This is a genomic window from Wolbachia endosymbiont of Drosophila tsacasi, from assembly GCF_028982115.1.
GTDB lineage: Bacteria > Pseudomonadota > Alphaproteobacteria > Rickettsiales > Anaplasmataceae > Wolbachia > Wolbachia pipientis_B.
This window is the reverse complement of record NZ_JAPQLJ010000052.1, coordinates 17423-36476: the sequence shown is the minus strand read 5'-3', so window position 1 is coordinate 36476 and position 19054 is coordinate 17423. Positions and strand designations below refer to the sequence as shown.

General features: G+C 36.0%; 13 protein-coding genes, 1 tRNA gene, 2 rRNA genes and 4 pseudogenes. 8 read left to right on the top strand and 12 right to left on the bottom strand.

Annotated features, from left to right (window positions below; translation table 11 throughout):
• Nucleotides 1-371 precede the first annotated feature (371 nt).
• The 3 genes from OZD70_RS04965 to OZD70_RS04955 form a co-directional block, all read right to left on the bottom strand.
• A complete protein-coding gene (locus OZD70_RS04965; protein WP_275021270.1) occupies nucleotides 372-1130 on the bottom strand; it encodes a cell division protein FtsQ/DivIB in 759 nt (252 codons plus the stop codon).
• Entirely contained in the window at nucleotides 1111-2121 is a 1011-nt protein-coding gene (locus OZD70_RS04960) for a D-alanine--D-alanine ligase (RefSeq protein WP_182183871.1), read from the bottom strand. Before OZD70_RS04960 ends, OZD70_RS04965 begins: the two co-directional genes overlap by 20 nt.
• Nucleotides 2122-2569: 448 nt before the next feature.
• A complete protein-coding gene (locus OZD70_RS04955; protein ID WP_275021268.1) occupies nucleotides 2570-2944 on the bottom strand; it encodes a ferredoxin family protein in 375 nt (124 codons plus the stop codon).
• A 61-nt stretch (nucleotides 2945-3005) separates the two neighbouring features.
• On the opposite strand from OZD70_RS04955, the pseudogene dprA reads away from it, so the two are divergent.
• A pseudogene (gene dprA, locus OZD70_RS04950) lies at nucleotides 3006-4094 on the top strand (DNA-processing protein DprA).
• 220 nt (nucleotides 4095-4314) lie between these two features.
• Here the strand turns inward: dprA and OZD70_RS04945 are convergent.
• Nucleotides 4315-5043, bottom strand: a complete 729-nt coding sequence (locus OZD70_RS04945) for a triosephosphate isomerase (protein WP_275021267.1) — start codon at nucleotides 5041-5043, stop codon at nucleotides 4315-4317.
• Nucleotides 5044-5065: 22 nt separating this feature from the next.
• Nucleotides 5066-5138 (bottom strand) — tRNA-Thr (locus OZD70_RS04940).
• A 77-nt stretch (nucleotides 5139-5215) separates the two neighbouring features.
• Between OZD70_RS04940 and rsmA the strand changes: the two are divergent.
• Both rsmA and guaB read left to right on the top strand, forming a co-directional pair.
• Nucleotides 5216-6034: pseudogene (gene rsmA, locus OZD70_RS04935) on the top strand (16S rRNA (adenine(1518)-N(6)/adenine(1519)-N(6))-dimethyltransferase RsmA).
• A 31-nt stretch (nucleotides 6035-6065) separates the two neighbouring features.
• Nucleotides 6066-7559, top strand: coding sequence for an IMP dehydrogenase (gene guaB / locus OZD70_RS04930; RefSeq protein WP_275021266.1), 1494 nt, complete (start codon nucleotides 6066-6068; stop codon nucleotides 7557-7559).
• A 10-nt stretch (nucleotides 7560-7569) separates the two neighbouring features.
• Here guaB and fsa read toward each other — a convergent pair whose 3' ends face one another.
• From fsa to pstC, 5 genes are all read right to left on the bottom strand, one after another.
• On the bottom strand, nucleotides 7570-8211 hold the full coding sequence (fsa, locus tag OZD70_RS04925; RefSeq protein ID WP_275021264.1) for a fructose-6-phosphate aldolase: 642 nt from the start codon (nucleotides 8209-8211) through the stop codon (nucleotides 7570-7572).
• A 39-nt stretch (nucleotides 8212-8250) separates the two neighbouring features.
• Nucleotides 8251-8607, bottom strand: a complete 357-nt coding sequence (locus tag OZD70_RS04920; RefSeq protein WP_275021263.1) for a hypothetical protein — start codon at nucleotides 8605-8607, stop codon at nucleotides 8251-8253.
• Entirely contained in the window at nucleotides 8588-8932 is a 345-nt protein-coding gene (locus tag OZD70_RS04915; protein ID WP_275021261.1) for a F0F1 ATP synthase subunit epsilon, read from the bottom strand. The genes OZD70_RS04920 and OZD70_RS04915 overlap by 20 nt, the downstream gene beginning before the upstream one ends.
• A gap of 12 nt (nucleotides 8933-8944) precedes the next feature.
• Nucleotides 8945-10372, bottom strand: coding sequence for a F0F1 ATP synthase subunit beta (atpD, locus tag OZD70_RS04910; RefSeq protein ID WP_275021334.1), 1428 nt, complete (start codon nucleotides 10370-10372; stop codon nucleotides 8945-8947).
• A 101-nt stretch (nucleotides 10373-10473) separates the two neighbouring features.
• Nucleotides 10474-11562, bottom strand: coding sequence for a phosphate ABC transporter permease subunit PstC (pstC, locus tag OZD70_RS04905; RefSeq protein ID WP_275021333.1), 1089 nt, complete (start codon nucleotides 11560-11562; stop codon nucleotides 10474-10476).
• A gap of 107 nt (nucleotides 11563-11669) precedes the next feature.
• Here pstC and rpmH point away from each other — a divergent pair, with 107 nt between their 5' ends.
• From rpmH to OZD70_RS04890, 3 genes and pseudogenes are all read left to right on the top strand, one after another.
• Nucleotides 11670-11804, top strand: a complete 135-nt coding sequence (gene rpmH / locus OZD70_RS04900) for a 50S ribosomal protein L34 (protein ID WP_164224295.1) — start codon at nucleotides 11670-11672, stop codon at nucleotides 11802-11804.
• A gap of 19 nt (nucleotides 11805-11823) precedes the next feature.
• Nucleotides 11824-12147, top strand: a pseudogene (rnpA, locus tag OZD70_RS04895) (ribonuclease P protein component); the annotation flags it as partial.
• Between the two features lie 89 nt (nucleotides 12148-12236).
• Nucleotides 12237-12422, top strand: a complete 186-nt coding sequence (locus OZD70_RS04890; protein WP_275021260.1) for a hypothetical protein — start codon at nucleotides 12237-12239, stop codon at nucleotides 12420-12422.
• 16 nt (nucleotides 12423-12438) lie between these two features.
• Here the strand turns inward: OZD70_RS04890 and rrf are convergent.
• Together rrf and OZD70_RS04880 are read right to left on the bottom strand one after the other, a co-directional pair.
• Nucleotides 12439-12545 (bottom strand): 5S ribosomal RNA (rrf, locus tag OZD70_RS04885).
• 66 nt (nucleotides 12546-12611) lie between these two features.
• Nucleotides 12612-15377: ribosomal RNA gene (locus tag OZD70_RS04880) — 23S ribosomal RNA — on the bottom strand.
• 335 nt (nucleotides 15378-15712) lie between these two features.
• On the opposite strand from OZD70_RS04880, the gene OZD70_RS04875 reads away from it, so the two are divergent.
• Together OZD70_RS04875 and OZD70_RS04870 are read left to right on the top strand one after the other, a co-directional pair.
• A complete protein-coding gene (locus OZD70_RS04875) occupies nucleotides 15713-16789 on the top strand; it encodes a methyltransferase domain-containing protein (RefSeq protein WP_275021258.1) in 1077 nt (358 codons plus the stop codon).
• 19 nt (nucleotides 16790-16808) lie between these two features.
• Nucleotides 16809-18596 (top strand): annotated as a pseudogene (locus OZD70_RS04870) (ribonucleoside-diphosphate reductase subunit alpha); the annotation flags it as partial.
• Nucleotides 18597-19054 lie beyond the last annotated feature (458 nt).

Here is a 19054-nt window from a genome sequence, read left to right as displayed (position 1 = left end):
AGGTGAGTTGCACTTAAAAGCAGCTAAATTGCAATGTTTAAGACTTAAAAAAACGCCAATACAGAAAATAGACAATGACTAGAGCTTCTTTTGCCTTTTTTTTATTTGGTAAATTTCTTAATGTTTATAGCTAAACGACAACCGTCATCCCGCAGCGGGATCTCTTGTTAGCGGATGAGATACCGCGAATGAATCGCGGTATGACGTAGGGCTACAGGTGTCATTCCAGCGCGTGACGCTGGAATCTAGTCTTTATTATGCAGCTACTTATTTAAAGTTAAGTTTCCTGGATCCCAGTGTCTGGGCACTGGGATGACAGGAGAAGGAGGCTACTTAGATGACAAGAAAGGGGCTACTGGGATGACACCAGATCACCTCTTCACAAAAATTTTATCAGTAATACGCATATCAATAATACTCCAATCGCTGAAAGTAAAATCAGTTGTATTGTGCAAGTGGTTTAAATAGTCCCATGCACTAGAAGGGTTATCTTCAGGCAGTTTAACTGTGGAATCGTTATCAAGTATGATATTCCATCTTCTATTCCCTATATAAGCAAAAGAAGAAATGTGGTCACTTAATTGAGTTTTACTCTCTAACACATCTCTAACAAATTCTAGGTTTGATAACGAGTTTTGTCCTGTAATTACAACAAGATCATCTACTGGATAGTCATCTACGATCACTTTACCTTCGAAATCAATTACCGAGGTTTTGTTATTATCTTTCCAGAGAGCAAACGGTTTACGCTCATCTATATTAATATGTAGGGTATTGGGCAAAATCCTGTGAACTCTTACGTATTTTATCCATCTGCTTACGGATTGTATGTTACCGGCAAGTTTTGAAAGTGATATATACAGGATAGGTTGCGTTCTATCTACCAAACTTAGAATGTCCTTTTTGTTTGTAAATTTGTTGCCGCTTACGACTACTTCGTCGATTGAAAATCCACTACTGAGTAATAAACTAGATAGGCAGTCATTATACCAAGTAAAGTAGTAATTAAATCGATTTATTATTTTATCAAGTGAGCTGTAGAGCATTAGCGTAAGAAAAAGTGCTGTGATAATAACCAAGGCACACTTACGCAAAAAACTCCTTTGGCTTCTAGTAATACTGCTCAACATGACTTAAATCCCTAATATTTTTGTGCTGCAAACTATCTTCAATAATAATTTTAACTAATTCATTAAAATTGATTCCTTTTGCCAATTTTGCAATTCCTGGCACTAACGATAACTCAGTAAAGCCAGGATGTGTATTAATCTCAAGCATTTTTAAAGTGTCATTTTTGGGATTATAACGGAAATCTGAGCGGGAAATAGTTTTACAGCCTAAAAATTGATGAATTTTCAGTGCGTGTTCCAAGGTCATTTTATATATATTGTCAGGAATTTCAGCAGGAAATATATGTTCTGCAAATCCATCTGTATACTTTGCTTCATAATCATAGAATTTATTTTTTGGTCGTATTTCCATAGTGCCAATTGCTTCATCTAGCAATACAGCAGTATGTAACTCTACACCTGGAATGTATTCTTCTATGATCATCAAATCTTTTGTCACAGAAGTAGCTCCTTCCTTGTCATCCAAGTAGCCAGATACTGCCTGGTCACGCGCTGGAATGACATTAAATTTCAGTTTTAAATAATCCTCATGTGAGAAAACAATATGCACTCCGATGCTAGAACCTTCATTAATTGGTTTTAAGACGTACGGATAATCGATTTTAATATTATTTTTTAGTAGATCTTCTCGGCTAATTACATAACCTTTTGGAGTGTCGATACTAAGGGATCGAAATATATGCTTTGACATCACTTTATTCATAGCAACAGCCGAAGCCATAACTTCTGAGTGTGTATATTTTATACCTAAAATCTCCAACAAACCTTGAATGCAGCCATCTTCACCATAAGGTCCATGCAGAGCTATAAAAGCAAGGCCCGGGTTAATCTTTTTAAGCTTTTCAGCAATGTTGCTGTCAACATCTATTTCTATTGCATTATATGAAAGGCTATCAAGTGCCTTCTTTACGGCTTTTCCACTCATCAGTGATATTTCTCTTTCGCAAGAAAATCCACCACTTAAAATTGCTATAGTTGGAACCATAAGCATTCTATGTTTTACTATATAGCATATATAAAAGATGCTCTTATCTTCAATAGAAAAAACGCTTTGAAAAATTCTATAGTTTTATCCTATGCACAACTGTACAGACATTGCAATTTGCAGGTGGTGTCATTCCAGTCTGGAATCCAGCTTTTTCATAATCATCAAAACGTTGTATTTTAACATAAAACGGCTACTTTTATACTTAATAAAATTCCTGGATCCCAGACTGGGATGACACCGTCATAAAGGAACCAGTGTCAGCTACTCGGATGACATCATAGAGGCACTACCCTTTTAGATGGAAACCAGTGTCAGCTACTTGCATAACACCATCTGCCACCTGCAAATTGCAATGTTTGTACGATTGTGCGTCACGCGCTGGAATGACAAAGAAGAGTGAGTTGCTAGTTTTTTATATGGTTATGCAAGGAGTTTAATCTTTTTTTTAATATTATTCTAAATTTTCATCAAAATAAGTTGTTTTATCCTTTTTTTCCTTATACTCTTCTGCAGTATAGAGAGGTTGCTTTTTAGCTGTGATGTTTGGCCATTTTTGTGAGTATTCTACATTTATATCGTAAAATAACTTGAAAGTTTTTTGTTCGCTGCTCAGCAACTCTTCATCTAGTTCTAAAATATCTTTTATGGAATCATCAGTTACAATTGCATCTACTGGACACTCAGGTATGCACACTCCGCAATCAATACATTCATCTGGGTTAATCACGAGCATGTTTTTACCTTCATAGAAGCAGTCAACGGGACATACTTCCATACAGTCCGTATATTTACATTTTATGCATTTATCTGTAACAAAATGCGTCATAAAACACTGTATATTTGCATTATCTTGGGTACACTAAATTGATAAGAAATTCAAGCCTTTTATGAAGATAAATAAATTGAACAACAAAGAATTAGAAGTATGGTTAAGCTTGGCTAGAACTATAGGACCAATAAAATTTTTTAGTATACTAAGAACACATGGATCGCTAGATGAGGTGCTAAAATATCTCAATAGGGTGGCTAATAATAAGGTGTATGGCATTCAAGATGCACGAGAAGAAATCAATAATGCAGAAAGAATTGGAGCTAAAATTATACCCGCATGTGACCCAGATTACCCTGATCTTTTAAGAAATATCTCTAGTTGTCCTCCTATAATAACTGCGTTTGGTGATATATCATTATTAAGCCGTGAGATAATTGCAATAATCGGTAGACGTAACTCTTGAATGAATGGAAGAAATTTTGCCAATAAGTTGGCACTTGATTTAAGCGAAGCTGGTTTTGTTATTGTTTCTGGACTTGCAAAAGGAATCGATACTGCAGCAAACAGTGTAATATACAAAAATCATCCCACTATTGCTGTTACAGCAAGCGGAATTGATGTGGTGTATCCAAAAGAGAATTTTGATCTATACAAAAAAATCACTGGGAACGGTGGGTTAGTAATTACTGAGCTTCCATTTGCTACTAAACCAAAGCCTCAATATTTTCCTCAAAGGAATCGAATTATATCTGGCCTATCGCTGGGTGTTGCAGTGATTGAAGCATCGAAACGTTCTGGCTCTCTAATAACAGCAGATTTTGCTTTAAATCAAGGGAGAGAGGTGTTTGCAGTTTCTGGTTTCCCTTTAGATTCACGCTGTAGTGGTAGTAATTATTTAATTAAAAACGGTGCTAAGCTTATCGAATCCGCTGATGACATAATAGAGAGTATTAGGTTTAGTTTACCTCCGCAGCAAAAAAACCTATTTGATGTTGAGCACCATTCTGTTAACCAAAAACAAGAAAAATTACAACAGGCAAAATCTGTTATAGTTGATCATATTAACTCTGTACCTGTTGATATAGATGAACTTATATTAGCAAGCGGACTTTCTACCAACATAGCTCTAATTGCTCTTTTAGAACTAGAGTTGGAAAACAGAATAGAGCGTTCACCGGGGAATAAAATATCGTTAATTTTCTAGATTACTTTAGCTATAGCTAACCCAAGAAAGGTTTTCCTACGTCATACCGCCGCGATATCTCAGCATAGATTCCGCTAACACGTAGCGGAATGACGAATTTCTGTTTTTCAAATTATCGGTAAACCTAAGTCACTTTAGCTATAGGTCAGTATGTCGTTTTACTAGATGTTCGTACAGATATATGCTTGACACTGAAATGATGTCATTTGTCATAGGATTCTTAGTTGCTGATTTTAGAATTGATAAGAGAAAACTTTTTTTCAACTTGTTGTATAATTTTATAAAAGTGATCGAAATCTAAGCTTGCACTACCAATTAAAACTCCTGATAAATTTGAAATATTTAACAAACTTTCTATATTTTCTGAACTGACTGAACCACCATATATAATGTGTTTTTTACCAGTACACAATTTTATTACCTCTATCACCTCAGCAATTGCATCATTATTTGGCATATGACCTGTGCCTATTGTCCATATTGGCTCATATGCTACGGTATATTCACCGTGTGTTGGCAAGCGGTTTTTGCATTGATATTCTATTACTTCTTTTGTTTTTTCATTCTTATAATCTTCTAAATTTTCACCTACACAGATAATTGAGTGTAAGCCTGATTCTATTGCTATTTCCGACTTAAGTTTTATTTCACTATCTTTTTCATTGGCCCTTTCAGAATGACCAAGTATTACGTAAGTACACCCTAGTTCTTTTAACATTTCTGCGCTAATTTCACCTGTGTAAGAACCGAACTTTTTATGATGGCAAGTCTGTGCTCCTATATTAATATTATTGTTCAACTCTATACTGCTTGGAAATGATGTAAAAGGAGGGCAAATTACTAATTTAGAGGTAATTTCGTTGCTCTTGTTGTTAAGTTTGCCTATAAAGTCAACAAATGAAGAACGCATTCCATTCATTTTCCAATTTGCTACTATTAAAAAGGACATCAACTTTACTTATTAGTGAGAGTGCCGACTGTCGGACTTGAACTGACAACCTCCTGATTACAAGTCAGGTGCTCTACCAATTAAGCTAAGCCGGCATAAACACATTAATAATATACAATTATCAATGGATTTTAGTCAACTGATTTTTAAAATACTATATAATGAAAATAATATGAGAAAATTTTTACTGAAGCCAAAAAAGAGTCTAGGGCAAAATTTTATTTTATCGAGTGAGATAACAAAAAAAATCGTCGCTTTAGCTGGTAGTCTGGAAAATTTTAATGTCATTGAAATTGGTCCTGGATATGGTGCATTAACAAGAGAAATATTGGTGCATAATCCAAAGTCTCTACTTTCTATAGAAAAAGATAGAGATTTAGTGAAACACCATGACCAACTGCTAAATGAGCATCAAGGAAAGTATAGAATTATAGAAGCGGATGCACTGCATGTTACAGAAGAAGAGCTGATAGAGCGCCCAGTTAAAGTTATTGCTAACTTGCCTTACAATATCTCAGTAGTGTTATTTTTAAAGTAGTTAAATAATATAAAATTTTTTACGAGTTTGACATTAATGTTTCAAAAAGAGGTAGCAGATCGCATTACGGCAAGACCCAATTCTAAAGATTATGGTTCCTTATCAGTGCTAAGCCAGTTACTATGTGATATAAAAAAGGAATTTGATATTGAACCTAAAGAGTTTTTTCCAAGGCCAAAAGTACATTCTTCAGTAATTACAGTAAATCCTTTGCCTACCCCAAAGTTTGCAGTAAATTTGGAAACCTTAATAAGATTAATACGTGCCGTTTTTGCTCAAAGAAGAAAGATGCTGAGAAATAGCTTGCAAAATATAACGAACCACGCTGAAACTGTCCTTGAAAACGTTAAATTGAGTGGAAACGAACGTCCAGAAAACTTAACTATTGAGCAGTTTTGTTTGCTGGCAAATAATGTAGAATGCTTATTTTGCAAAAGCCCTATTGCAATTTAATTAATTGGCGTATAAGCTTTAAATAAAGTCTATGAAAAAAATGGAAGCTTGTTATTCGTTTGACGATATACTTCTTTTGCCAGCCTATTCTAATATATTGCCTCGCGATGCAGATACAAAAACTTATTTAACAAATAATATAGAACTAAATATCCCTCTCATATCCTCTGCAATGGATACTGTTACTGAATCGGGCTTTGCAATAGCTATTGCCCAACATGGAGGGATAGGTTGCATACATAAGAATTTATCAATAGATGAACAAGTTTTAGAAGTAAGAAGGGTGAAAAAATATGAAAGTTGGATCGTGTATAACCCAATCACGATTTCACCGGATAAAACAGTTGCAGAAGCAATTTCATTAATGAGAGAGCACAATTATTCTGGCATTCCTGTAGTCAATCAACGCAAGTTAGTTGGAATTTTAACTAACCGAGATGTGAGGTTTATTGAAGACCAGAACATGAATGTAAAAGTTTCCGAAGTGATGACAAAAGATAAGTTAGTGACAGTGCGGGAGCAGGGAGTGAATAGTGCCTCAGCAATGAAATTGTTGCATGAAAATAGAATAGAAAAGCTTTTGGTCGTAGATGAAAATTCTTGTTGTATAGGTTTAATTACGGTTAAAGACATTGAAAAATACAATAGACACCCAAATTCATGTAAAGACAGTAAAGGACGGCTTAGAGTTGCCGCTGCAATTGGCACTGGTAAAAAAGATGGTATAGAAAGATGTGAAGCTTTGATCGGAGAAGAAGTTGATGTAGTTGTTGTGGATACTGCTCACGGTCATTCCGAAAACGTTATCAATACCATTAGGGAAATAAAAAAGATGTATCCTAATACGCAATTAATTGGCGGAAACATTGCAACAAAGGAAGCTGCTGAAGCGTTAATTGATGCGGGTGTTGATGCAGTGAAGGTCGGAATAGGACCAGGATCAATCTGTACAACCAGAATAGTTACAGGTGTTGGTGTGCCACAATTCTCTGCAATCAAGAATGTTGCAGAAGCGTGTAGAGCAAGAAACGTCAGACTAATTGCTGATGGTGGGGTAAAATACTCAGGAGATGTTGCAAAAGCTATTGCAGCTGGTGCTGACTCTGTGATGATTGGTTCGATTTTTGCTGGCACTGACGAAAGCCCAGGTGAGATTATCATGTATAAGGGCAGAGCATATAAAGGCTATCGAGGAATGGGATCTATTAGTGCAATGAAGCGAGGTTCAGCCAGCCGTTATTTTCAAGATAAAGATTCAAAACTCAAATTAGTTCCACAAGGAGTGGAAGGAAGAGTTCCATTCAAAGGTCCAGCTTCAGGAGTAATCCATCAGTTGATTGGCGGATTGCAAGCTGCAATGGGGTATACTGGTAATAGGAATATAGAAGAGATGAAAAAAAATTGTAAATTTGTTACTATTACTGCATCAGGATTAAGAGAGAGTCATGCTCATGATATAGTCATTACACAAGAAGCTCCAAATTACGCTTATCAAGCGTCCAATTTGTCAACCGATTCAGAGTAGTGACTGTTTATTATTTTGCACCCCAGTCTTTTTCAAATATTGCTAGCCCTTGGTCAGTAAGTGGGTGATTGATTAATTGTCTAAGTACTTTTGCTGGCACAGTAATTGAATCAGCACCAAGCCTTGCAGCTTCTATTACATGCGCTGGGCTTCTCACTGATGCAACAAGAACTTTAGTATCAAAACCGTAATTAGAATATATAGTACATATATCTTCTATTAGCGATAAGCCATCATAGCTTATATCATCAAGGCGACCAACAAAAGGAGAAATAAAACAAGCACCGGCCTTAGCGGCAAGCAGTGCTTGTCCAGGAGAAAAACATAATGTGATGTTAACAGGTATTTTATGCTCTGTCCACAACTTTTTACAAGAAATTAATCCTTCATATGTAAGGGGCAATTTTACCACAACATTATCAGCGATTTTCGCTAACTTAAGGCCTTCTTTAACCATATCTGCATGGTTATTTGCAACAACTTCAACACTAACAGGCCCCTCGATAATAGAGCATATTTCACGCACTAAATCCTCGTATTTATCTTTACGCCCGGACTTTACTATTAAAGAAGGATTAGTTGTTATGCCGTCAATGAATTCCTTTTGTTCTTTAATTTCATTTAAATCAACGCTATCAAGAAAAATTTCCATATTAATCTCCTATTAAAAAACTATCTTTACAAAACATTGTCATCTTTGAAGGCAAAAGTACAAAAATGGTGTTATCCCAGTGTCCGCTACAGAACTGTACGAACGTTCAGTAAGGCAAGGTGTCATTCCAGTGCGTGACACTGGAATCCAGCTTATTTCATCATAGAAATTGTTTTCAACATATGTTCCTAGAATCCCCTGACAATTGCATGATTTGCAAATATTTTTATATCTGGATCCCAGTGTCAAGCACTGGGATGACAAAGGTGAGCACTGGAATGACAGGGAAGAGAATACTGGATGACAGAAAAAAAAGCACTTGGATGACAAAAACTGGGCTACTTGGATGACAAGACCGACTTTTTGCCTAAAATAACTAAGAAAGAAATTTCTCATCAAGATAACTTAAATATATACTAATTCTCTTATTTTTAAACGATTTCTCATCATGAATTGCACGATCAAAAACCTGAATTTGACTTGTTATAATGTTACAATTATTATTTGCAACTTCTAATACGCCACTATCAATTATAACCTTCTTTTCTGTTTGGTTACTCATTTTAACAGTAATCATACCAGGCAATAAATAAATTAAGTAAGGAGCATGGTAAGCTAAAATCATAATCTCCCCTTCGAGCCCAGTTACTGAAAGAGAAACCACTCCACTGAATGAAATTTGATCATCAGGAGAGAAAAATTGCATTTTAAAAGTATTCATAATCTTTAACTTTTATTTAGCTTCAGCTTGTATTAATTCAGCCTTTTTTATTGCTTCATCTATATTCCCCACCATATAAAAAGCAGCTTCTGGTAAGTGATCATATTTACCTTCAACAATCTTTTTAAAACTGGAAACAGTATCAGAAAGTGAAACAAATTTACCAGGCATACCAGTAAATATTTCTGCAACGTGAAAAGGTTGAGAAAGAAATTTCTGAATCTTACGAGCCCTATCAACAATAATTTTATCTTCATCAGATAGCTCATCCATACCAAGTATTGCGATAATATCTTGCAGTGATTTATAAGTTTGCAATATACGTTTCACCTCAGAAGCTACCTTATAATGTTCTTCACCAATGATTTCAGCAGATAAAGACTGAGAAGTTGAATCAAGTGGATCAACAGCAGGGTATATTCCCATTTCAGCTATTTGCCTTGACAACACTGTGGTGGCATCAAGATGAGAGAATGTAGTTGCTGGGGCTGGATCAGTTAAATCGTCCGCAGGAACATATATAGCTTGCACAGAAGTAATAGAGCCAGAAGTTGTTGAAGCTATTCTTTCTTGCATTGCACCCATATCAGTTGCAAGGGTTGGCTGATAACCAACAGCTGACGGTATTCTTCCAAGTAAAGCAGAAATTTCAGAACCAGCTTGTGTAAAACGGAAGATATTATCCACAAAAAATAAAACATCTTGGTTTTCACGGTCACGAAAATACTCTGCCATAGTAAGTGCTGTTAAAGCAACTCTAGCCCTTGCTCCAGGAGGCTCATTCATCTGACCATAAACCAAAACAGCTTGAGATTTTTCATGCTCATTTATATTTATTACATTTGAAGTGATCATCTCGTGATAAAGATCGTTACCTTCACGCGTTCTCTCCCCTACCCCGGCAAACACAGAAAATCCTTTATGAGCTTTTGCTATATTATTAATTAATTCCATTATCAGAACTGTTTTACCAACACCGGCTCCACCAAATAAGCCAATTTTTCCTCCTTTAAGATAAGGTGCAAGAAGATCTATAACTTTTATTCCCGTAACTAAAACTTCTCCCTGTATTCTCTGTTCAGTAAAACTTGGAGGTGCTCTGTGTATAGGCTCTAAGTTATATTTTCCCTTCAGTGGACCACACTCATCTATAAGCTCTCCAACAACATTAAAAATCCTTCCTAAAGTTGAACGCCCTATTGGCACCGATATTGGTGCACCTGTATCAACAAATTCATCCCCCCTTGACATGCCATCTGTGCTATCCATAGCAATACAACGAACTATATTGTCACCTATATGCTGCGAAACTTCTAAAACCAGCTCCTTATCCTTATATTTTAGTTTGCTTTTTAAAGCATTAAATATTTTAGGCAATTCACCTTCAAATTTTATATCAACAACTGCTTGAGTTACCTTAATCGCTCTACCTATATTCATCTCTTTGTTTTTATCACCTAACACTATAATTCCATAAAAGAACTTCTAAAGAAAATAAATCTTATATTATTAATAGAAATTTTGCAACATTAAAACGCTTACTAGTTACGCTTCATTACAAACAATGCAAATGCATTTAACAGCCAAGTAATAACAAACAATACTAAGCTAAGCGCATAAGCAGCAAGAGTTTGCACACTATTGAAATCCTGATCTCCGGTAAGCAATGTAGCGATCTGCACGGTAATGGTAGTAACTGAATTAAGAGGGTTAAAAGTCAAATTTGCGTTGATTCCCACAGCCATTAGCACAATCATTGTTTCACCTATCACTCTTGAAATTGACAATAAAATTGCACTTAAAATTGTAGGCATTGCATAAGGTATTGTTATATGCCATATAGTTTCCGCTGGAGTTGCGCCAAGTGCCATGAAGCCATAACGCAAGCTTTTTGGAACAGATCTTATGGCATCTTCGAGTAAAGAAATAATAAAAGGAAGAATCATTATCCCAATCGATAAACCGGCAACTAAGGCACTTTCTGAGTGTATACTTAAACCAAAAAAATTTGCTACCTGCTTTACAAAGAAAGACAAAAACACAACCGCGAAATATCCATATACAACCGTAGGAATAGCAGACAAAACTTGCAAAGTTGTATTAACAATATAACGCACTTTCTCACTCGCATATTCACTAATATATATTGCAGAAAATAAACCAAGCGGAACGACAACTAACATTGCTATAATAGTTATAAGTAATGTACCCACCAAAAGCGGCGCTATACCAAAACATCCTATCTTCTCTTCATTGATAGTGACTACATTGTGGCCCCATTTCAAGCAAAACAAGAATTCTGAAATAGCTACTTTGTTAAAAAAATTAATGGATTGAATAAAAATAGATAGTATTATAAATAAAGTAATAAAAAATGATATGGCCAAAGCCACAAATAACGAAAGTTTTATTATCTTATTTCTTTTATTTTTAAAGATAAAAGCAAGCATGAAAAAAAGTAACGCTATAGAAATAAAAGTTATAAAACAATTATTATAGAGTATTAACAACCAAGCTAGCATCCATACACAACTAAGATATAGATAAGATTTAACCTTATTTACTTCTTGAAACCTACTAAAACAAAATAAAAGGATTAGTAGGACAGGTATGACTATCACCGAATTCATTTTCCCATACATCAAATTTTATTCTACGAAAATGTCATACAAGTTCACCATCATTTGACAATAAAGTAAAACAGTTTAAAATAAATAATTATATTAATATAAAAACAATGAAGAGAACATTTCAACCAAAAAATTTGATAAGAAAGCGCAGACATGGATTTCGTTCACGTATGGCAACAAGAGCTGGAAGAAAAATCCTTAATAGGCGCCGTTTATTAGGGTGTAACAAATTATGCGCATAGTAAGTATAAAAAAAAAGATTTTTCCTTTGCTTTCAAAAATAAGTTAGCATTTAGCAGTCTTTTTTACCGTGGGCTTTATATATCACTGTATGCTATAAAAGAAAGAGAGCTTGAAAAGTACACTCATACTATTAGAGTAGGTCTGGCTATCAGTAAAAAAGCCGGAAAAGCAGCAAAAAGAAATAAAATAAAAAGGCAATTACGAATGCTTGCTAAAGTTAGCATTTTAAATATAAGCAATATAGGGCACTACTACATAATACTAACTCATAGAAACATTATACAAGCAAGTTATAAAAACTTACAAAAAGATCTAACTATTTGCTTAAAAAAGATAAAATAAAAAAAATCTCAATTAAGGTATTTACAACTATATTTTTTATGATAGCATAAGTAAAATTTTTAAAATAAATTAACGGGTGTGGATGTTTAATGGTAGAGAGTAGAAAAGAAGAAGATTTTTATGAATATAAAGAATCTAGTTATCGTACACAATGGGAATTAGCATTTGAGCAAAGTCAATACTTAGAGCAGAATAAGAATAAGCCTAGACCACAATTATTAGATTTGAATATAGAAGCGACTTCTCCTAATAAAAGAATTATTAAAAGGCGATAAAAAGAAATTTTTATAAACTTGGCGGCGACTTACTCTCCCTTTTCAAGTACCATCAGCGCTAAAAAGTTTCACTTCCGAGTTCGAGATGAGATCGGGTGGTTCATTTTTGCTATAGCCACCAAGTCAATAAAAATTTCTAACTTAACAATTTTAACTTAATATTTAACACTGCATACACACATATAGAAAGCAAATAAATCAATCAGGCTATTAGTACTAGTTAGCTTCACATGTTACCATGCTTCCACACCTAGCCTATCAACGTGGTAGTCTTCCACGGCCTTAATTGGGAAATCTTTTTGAAGAGGGTTTCTTGCTTATATGCTTTCAGCAATTATCCCATCTATACATAGCCACCCAGCGATGCTATTGGCATAACAGCTGGTACACCAGAGGTATATCCATCTCGGTCCTCTCGTACTAGAGTCAGACCTTCTCAAATTTCCTTCACCCACGGCAGATAGAAACCGAACTGTCTCACGACGTTCTAAACCCAACTCACGTATCACTTTAATCGGCGAACAGCCGAACCCTTGGGACCTTCTTCAGCCCCAGGATGTGATGAGTCGACATCGAGGTGCCAAACGGTGTTGTCGCTATGAACGCTCGAACACCATCAGCCTGTTATCCCCGGCGTACCTTTTATCCGTTGAGCGATGACCCTTCCATACAGAATCACCGGATCACTATGACCGACTTTCGTCTCTGCTTGGCTTGTCAGCCTCGCAGTCAGGCAAGCTTATGCCATTATACTATCAAGCTGATTTCCGACCAGCTCTAGCTTACCTTCGCACGCCTCCGTTACTTTTTAGGAGGCGACCGCCCCAGTCAAACTACCCACCATACAATGTCCTAGTTCCAGATAATGAAACATAGTTAGATATCAAAAGTGTAAAGGGTGGTATCTCAAGGTTGACTCCATTATAGCTAGCGCCATAACTTCAAAGTCTCCCACCTATCCTGCAGATCACACTTTTAATAGCAATGTAAAGCTATAGTAAAGGTGCACGGGGTCTCTTCGTCTAACCGCGGGTACCCCGCATCTGCACGGGGAATTCAATTTCGCTGAAGTGATGTTGGAGACAGTGGAGAAATCGTTACGCCATTCGTGCGGGTCGGAACTTACCCGACAAGGAATTTCGCTACCTTAGGACCGTCAGTGTTACGGCCGCCGTTTACTGGGGCTTCAATTTAGAGCTTGCACCCCTCCTATTAACCTTCCAGCACCGGGCAGGCGTCAGACCCTATACTTCCACTTACGTGTTTGCAGAGTCCTGTGTTTTTAGTAAACAGTCGCTACTCCCTATTTTGTGCCACCTACTCATAGTTGCCTAAAAGCAGGTTACCCTTCTTCCGAAGTTACAGGTATAATTTGCCGAGTTCCTTCAACATCATTCTTTCAACACCTTAGTATACTCTACTCATCCACCAGTGTCGGTTTGCGGTACGGCCTCATAAATATAAGTGCTATTTCCTGGAGCTTCTTTTAAGCATAGATCAATCCAATAAGATCTATACAAATACAAAACCCGTCACACTTAAGAGGTTTAGGAATATTAACCTAATTGCCATCGACTACTCCTTTACGGACTTGCCTTAGGAACCGACTAACCCTACGCAGATTAACTTAACGTAGGAACCCTTAGATTTTTGGTGAGAGTGTTTTTCACACTCTTTTACGCTACTTATGTCAGCATTCTCACTTCCGATATCTCCAGCAGTTTTCACAAACTACCTTCATAGACTTACGGAACGCTCCGCTACCGCGCCTATTGATCGAAATCAATAAGCACTCACATCTTCGGTATACAGCTTTAGCCCCGGTACATTTTCGGCGCAGAAAAACTTATTTAGACAAGTGAGCTGTTACGCTTTCTTTAAAGGATGGCTGCTTCCAAGCCAACCTCCTAGCTGTAATGGTTTTTCTACTTCCTTCCCCACTTAGCTGTAATTTTGGGACCTTAGATAGTGATCTGGGTTGTTTCCCTTTCCACCACGGACTTAGCACCCGTAGTGTGCCTGCTGTATAATTAATTGTTGGTATTCGGAGTTTAGTTAGATTTGGTAAGACGGTGAATCCCCCTAGTCTATCCAGTGCTCTACCCCCAACAACATACATACAACGCTCTACCTAAATAGATTTCGCGGAGAACCAGCTATTTCCAAGTTTGATTGGCCTTTCACCCCTAATCACAACTCATCCAATAATGTTGCAACATTAACTGGTTCGATCTTCCAGTGTGTTTTACCACACCTTCAATCTGGTCATGACTAGATCACTTGGTTTCGGGTCTAATCCATAAAACTAAAACGCCCTATTCAGACTTGCTTTCACTACGCCTACACCTAACGGCTTAAGCTTGCTTCATAGATTAACTCGCTGACCCATTATGCAAAAGGTACGCTGTCACTCTAAATATCAATAAATTGATATAGAGCTCCAACTGTTTGTAAGCACTTGATTTCAGATTCTATTTCACTCCCCTCCCGGGGTTCTTTTCACCTTTCCCTCACGGTACTTGTTCACTATCGGTCGTTAAGTAGTATTTAGGCTTGGAGGATGGTCCCCCCATATTCAAACAGGATTTCACGTGCCCCGCTCTACTCAAGGATTTAAAAACTTTCTACTTATACAGGACTATCACCTTCTATGGTTACTATTTCCAGAGTATTCTAATTCTTATTCTTAAATCACTAGCCTTTTCCGCTTTCGCTCGTCACTACTAACAGAATCTCGGTTGATTTCTTTTCCTTTGGCTACTTAGATATTTCAGTTCACCAAGTTTGCTTTACATACTTAGTATGTAATAACTAGCTAAGCTAGCTGGGTTTCCCCATTCGGAAATCTGCGGATCAAAATTTGTTGACAATTCCCCACAGCTTATCGCAGCCTGCCACGTCCTTCATCGCCTCTTAACGCCAAGGCATCCATCAAGTGCTCTTAATAATTTATTTATCCGACTATATGCAGAATATGCAGAGTTAAATATTATTAAAATTGAATTGAGATTAAATTAATCTCTACCATAAAACTTGTCAAACATCTAAAAACTAAATTAATCTTTTATATGTTATAACCTAACATATAATATGTCAACGCCTTTTTGCACAAAACATTTACTTATATTATCAACAACAATATACTAGCAATCCTAAACAGTACAATCTGAGAAATATGCGGTAAACTTATATATACAGTAAAAATTAATGAAAAAGATATTTTGTAAGATAAAATGTGTTAAAATCAATTACCTAAAAATGATAATGAACATTCGGAGTATTTCTAATGTATGAAAAGCAATCTCTCCTTTATAAAAAATGTTGCTTTAAATTGTATGTCTAAGCTCATTGGTGTATTAAATATTAAGAAAGTAAAACACTTCATTGTGAATAAATATAATACTCTTCATAAAGAAATGACAGTGCTTCTTAAAAAATCTAAGAACCTGTTAAACACCAACATTGAAATCGGTTTATATCACTTTTATAAAGGTAGCATATCAGATGCAAAGTTACGATTTTGGTTAATTAGCATATTTTACCCCCATTTACCCATAGTCTGGTATAACATCGGAAGGTGTCATTTTGCGGTAGGGAATACTAACAAAGCTTATAATTATTTAACACAGACACTAAAATTAGATAGTGATCATGAGGAGGCATCTTACTATATAAAAAAAATGACAAACTCAGCGCCTATTGCAGAATTGCCAAAAAACCTCATAAGACAATATTTTGATTACACAGGTGAATATTTTGTTGAGCATTGGTTGATTGCCAAACAGTATAGAGGGCATGAACTTGTACACATGATAATTACAAAAATCTTCAACAACTTTACTTCTGAGCTCAATATACTTGACCTTGGTTGTGGGACTGGAATATGTGGTCATTTCTTGAAAATAAATAGTACTGGAAGCTACATAACAGGAATTGACATTTCAAGTAGAATGCTAAATATCGCAAGAGGATGCTTTATAAAAGGTAAGCCTGTTTACAATGAATTAATACATATGGAAATGAAAGAGTTTCTTAAACAAGAGAAAAACCAGCAGTATGATGTAATTATCTTTGCTGAAGTGCTACATTATCTACATGACTTTCAAGAAGAATTGGAATTAGCAAAAAGATCTACGAGCAAAAAAGGGGTTGTTATATCTTTAATAAGAAGAAAGGAAGGTGAAGGTATTGACTTTGTAAACAAAGGAGACTATTTTCGTCACTCAGAAAGTTATGTTCAACATGTTGCAAAAAAAATAAATATGCAGATAAGTTATATAAGTTACTGTAAAATATATGGCAGTCAGGTTGACGGTATCTTGTTTGCACTACAGCATCAACAAGAAAATCCGAAAAACCTAACTTAAAAATCGCTCAAAAAGGAATTTTATGAATAACATTACTATTAATTACGCAAAGGATAGCAAATTAACCGATTTTGGAAAAGCAGTTCTATCAGACAGGTATTTAATAGAAAATGAAAGTTACCAAGACCTCTTTGCACGTATTGCTAATTACTATTCTGATAATAAAGAACATGCGCAGCGTCTTTATGACTACATGAGCAACTTGTGGTTCATGCCTTCAACACCAATACTCAGCAATGGTGCCACCAAGAGAGGGTTGCCTATATCTTGCTTTCTTAATGAAACCGAAGACAGTTTGCAGGGAATAGTTGATTTATGGAATGAAAATGTTTGGCTTGCTGCACGTGGAGGAGGCATAGGTAGTTATTGGGGAAATTTACGTTCAATTGGTGAAAGTGTAAAAGGTAATAGTAAAACATCAGGAATTGTACCATTTATTGTGGTGCAAAATGCTCTAACGCTCGCAATTAGTCAGGGATCCTTAAGGCGAGGAAGTTCAGCAGTCTATCTTCCTGTATCTCATCCAGAGATAGAAGAGTTTCTGGATTTGCGCAAGCCAACAGGCGGTGACCCAAATCGCAAAGCGTTAAATATACATCATGCTGTAATAGTAACAGATAAATTTATGCAGGCTGTTGAGAATGATCAAGAATGGAATTTAATAAGCCCTCACAACAATAAGGTTATTTCAACTGTAAAAGCGCGGGATATATGGATCAAAATATTAACAGCAAGGGTTGAAACTGGAGAACCTTACATTATTTTCCTTGATGCAACAAATAACAATAAGCCAGAATCTTACAAAAAGCTCAACTTAGACATCAAGATGTCAAATCTATGCAGTGAAATAACTTTAACTACAGGGTATGATCACCTAAATAAGTCACGCACTGCTGTGTGTTGTCTATCATCCGTAAACCTTGAGTACTACGAAGAATGGAAAGACAATAAACTCTTCATAGAAGATATAATGCGCTTTCTTGATAATGTATTGGAAGATTTTATAAATAAAGCACCGAATGAAATGCAGCGAGCAAAATATTCTGCAGCCAGAGAACGCAGTATTGGTTTTGGCGTGATGGGCTTTCACTCATTTTTACAAAGCAAAATGGTTCCTTTTGAATCAGTAACAGCACAACAATGGAATAAAAAAATATTTAAGTATTTACGCGAGCAAGCAGATATAGTTTCTAAAAAATTAGCAGAGGAAAAGGGGGCATGTCCTGATGCCAAAGAAGTTGATCTAATGGAAAGGTTTACACACAAGCTCGCTATTGCTCCAACTGCCTCAATCTCCATTATTGCAGGCAATACCTCTCCTGGAATAGAGCCATATGCAGCAAACGTATTCATACAAAAGACACTTACAGGCTCATTTGTAGTGCGAAATAAATTCTTGCAAAAACTATTAGCAGAAAAAAATCAAGACAATGATAAAATATGGTCTTCAATTTCAACAAACGAGGGTTCCGTTCAGCACTTAGATTTTCTTAATGAGCATGAAAAATTGACATTTAAAACAGCGTACGAGCTTGACCAAAGATGGATTATAGAACATGCAAGTGATAGAACTTCGCATATTTGTCAATCTCAATCAGTAAATCTGTTCTTACCTGCCAACGTACATAAACGTTACTTGCACAAAATACACATGCTTGCTTGGAAAAAAGGATTGAAGAGCTTATATTACTGCAGATCACAATCAATGCAGAGAGCTGACAAGGTTTCGCATGACATATTCAAAAAAAGTGAAATATTGCAACACAAAACAGATATTGACTACGATGAATGTGTGTCATGCCAATAGCGACCTTATTCAAAAAAAGTAGAGAGAAAGTTAAGCAAATGGGTAAGGAAATATAATAGACTTCTTGCATAACCATATGACGAGCTTTTCTTGGGAATAGAAACGAAAAAACTTACTTGACAAGCCTCGCCAGCCCCCTTACCATGATAGTGAAGGTATTCAGTTATCTTCATCTGTGCAGATTAAATAGCAAGAAAACAACGTAGTTGGCGTCTTATTTTTAATTTTTTGCACTATGTGCACCTTATGTCTTCACAACATTTCTGGGTTTTTACCTATACAAGCTGAAACGCGCTTATAAGTCGTTTAAGACAGTATAGTACACCAATTTGCAGGATTAGAGAGTGACAACTAGCTAACACGGGGTTTCTTTTGCCTTTTTTTTCTGCTTAGTAAATTTCTTAAACATTTTAGCTAAGGTTAGTTGCACTTAAAAGCAGCTAAATTGCAGTGTTTAA

Coding starts and splice junctions, on each gene's coding strand:
- OZD70_RS04965 (WP_275021270.1), bottom strand. CDS start 1,130: ATGTTGAGCAGTATTACTAGAAGCCAAAGGAGTTTTTTGCGTAAGTGT.
- OZD70_RS04960 (WP_182183871.1), bottom strand. CDS start 2,121: ATGCTTATGGTTCCAACTATAGCAATTTTAAGTGGTGGATTTTCTTGC.
- OZD70_RS04955 (WP_275021268.1), bottom strand. CDS start 2,944: ATGACGCATTTTGTTACAGATAAATGCATAAAATGTAAATATACGGAC.
- OZD70_RS04945 (WP_275021267.1), bottom strand. CDS start 5,043: ATGTCCTTTTTAATAGTAGCAAATTGGAAAATGAATGGAATGCGTTCT.
- guaB (WP_275021266.1), top strand. CDS start 6,066: ATGAAAAAAATGGAAGCTTGTTATTCGTTTGACGATATACTTCTTTTG.
- fsa (WP_275021264.1), bottom strand. CDS start 8,211: ATGGAAATTTTTCTTGATAGCGTTGATTTAAATGAAATTAAAGAACAA.
- OZD70_RS04920 (WP_275021263.1), bottom strand. CDS start 8,607: ATGAGAAATTTCTTTCTTAGTTATTTTAGGCAAAAAGTCGGTCTTGTC.
- OZD70_RS04915 (WP_275021261.1), bottom strand. CDS start 8,932: ATGAATACTTTTAAAATGCAATTTTTCTCTCCTGATGATCAAATTTCA.
- atpD (WP_275021334.1), bottom strand. CDS start 10,372: ATGAATATAGGTAGAGCGATTAAGGTAACTCAAGCAGTTGTTGATATA.
- pstC (WP_275021333.1), bottom strand. CDS start 11,562: ATGAATTCGGTGATAGTCATACCTGTCCTACTAATCCTTTTATTTTGT.
- rpmH (WP_164224295.1), top strand. CDS start 11,670: ATGAAGAGAACATTTCAACCAAAAAATTTGATAAGAAAGCGCAGACAT.
- OZD70_RS04890 (WP_275021260.1), top strand. CDS start 12,237: ATGGTAGAGAGTAGAAAAGAAGAAGATTTTTATGAATATAAAGAATCT.
- OZD70_RS04875 (WP_275021258.1), top strand. CDS start 15,713: ATGAAAAGCAATCTCTCCTTTATAAAAAATGTTGCTTTAAATTGTATG.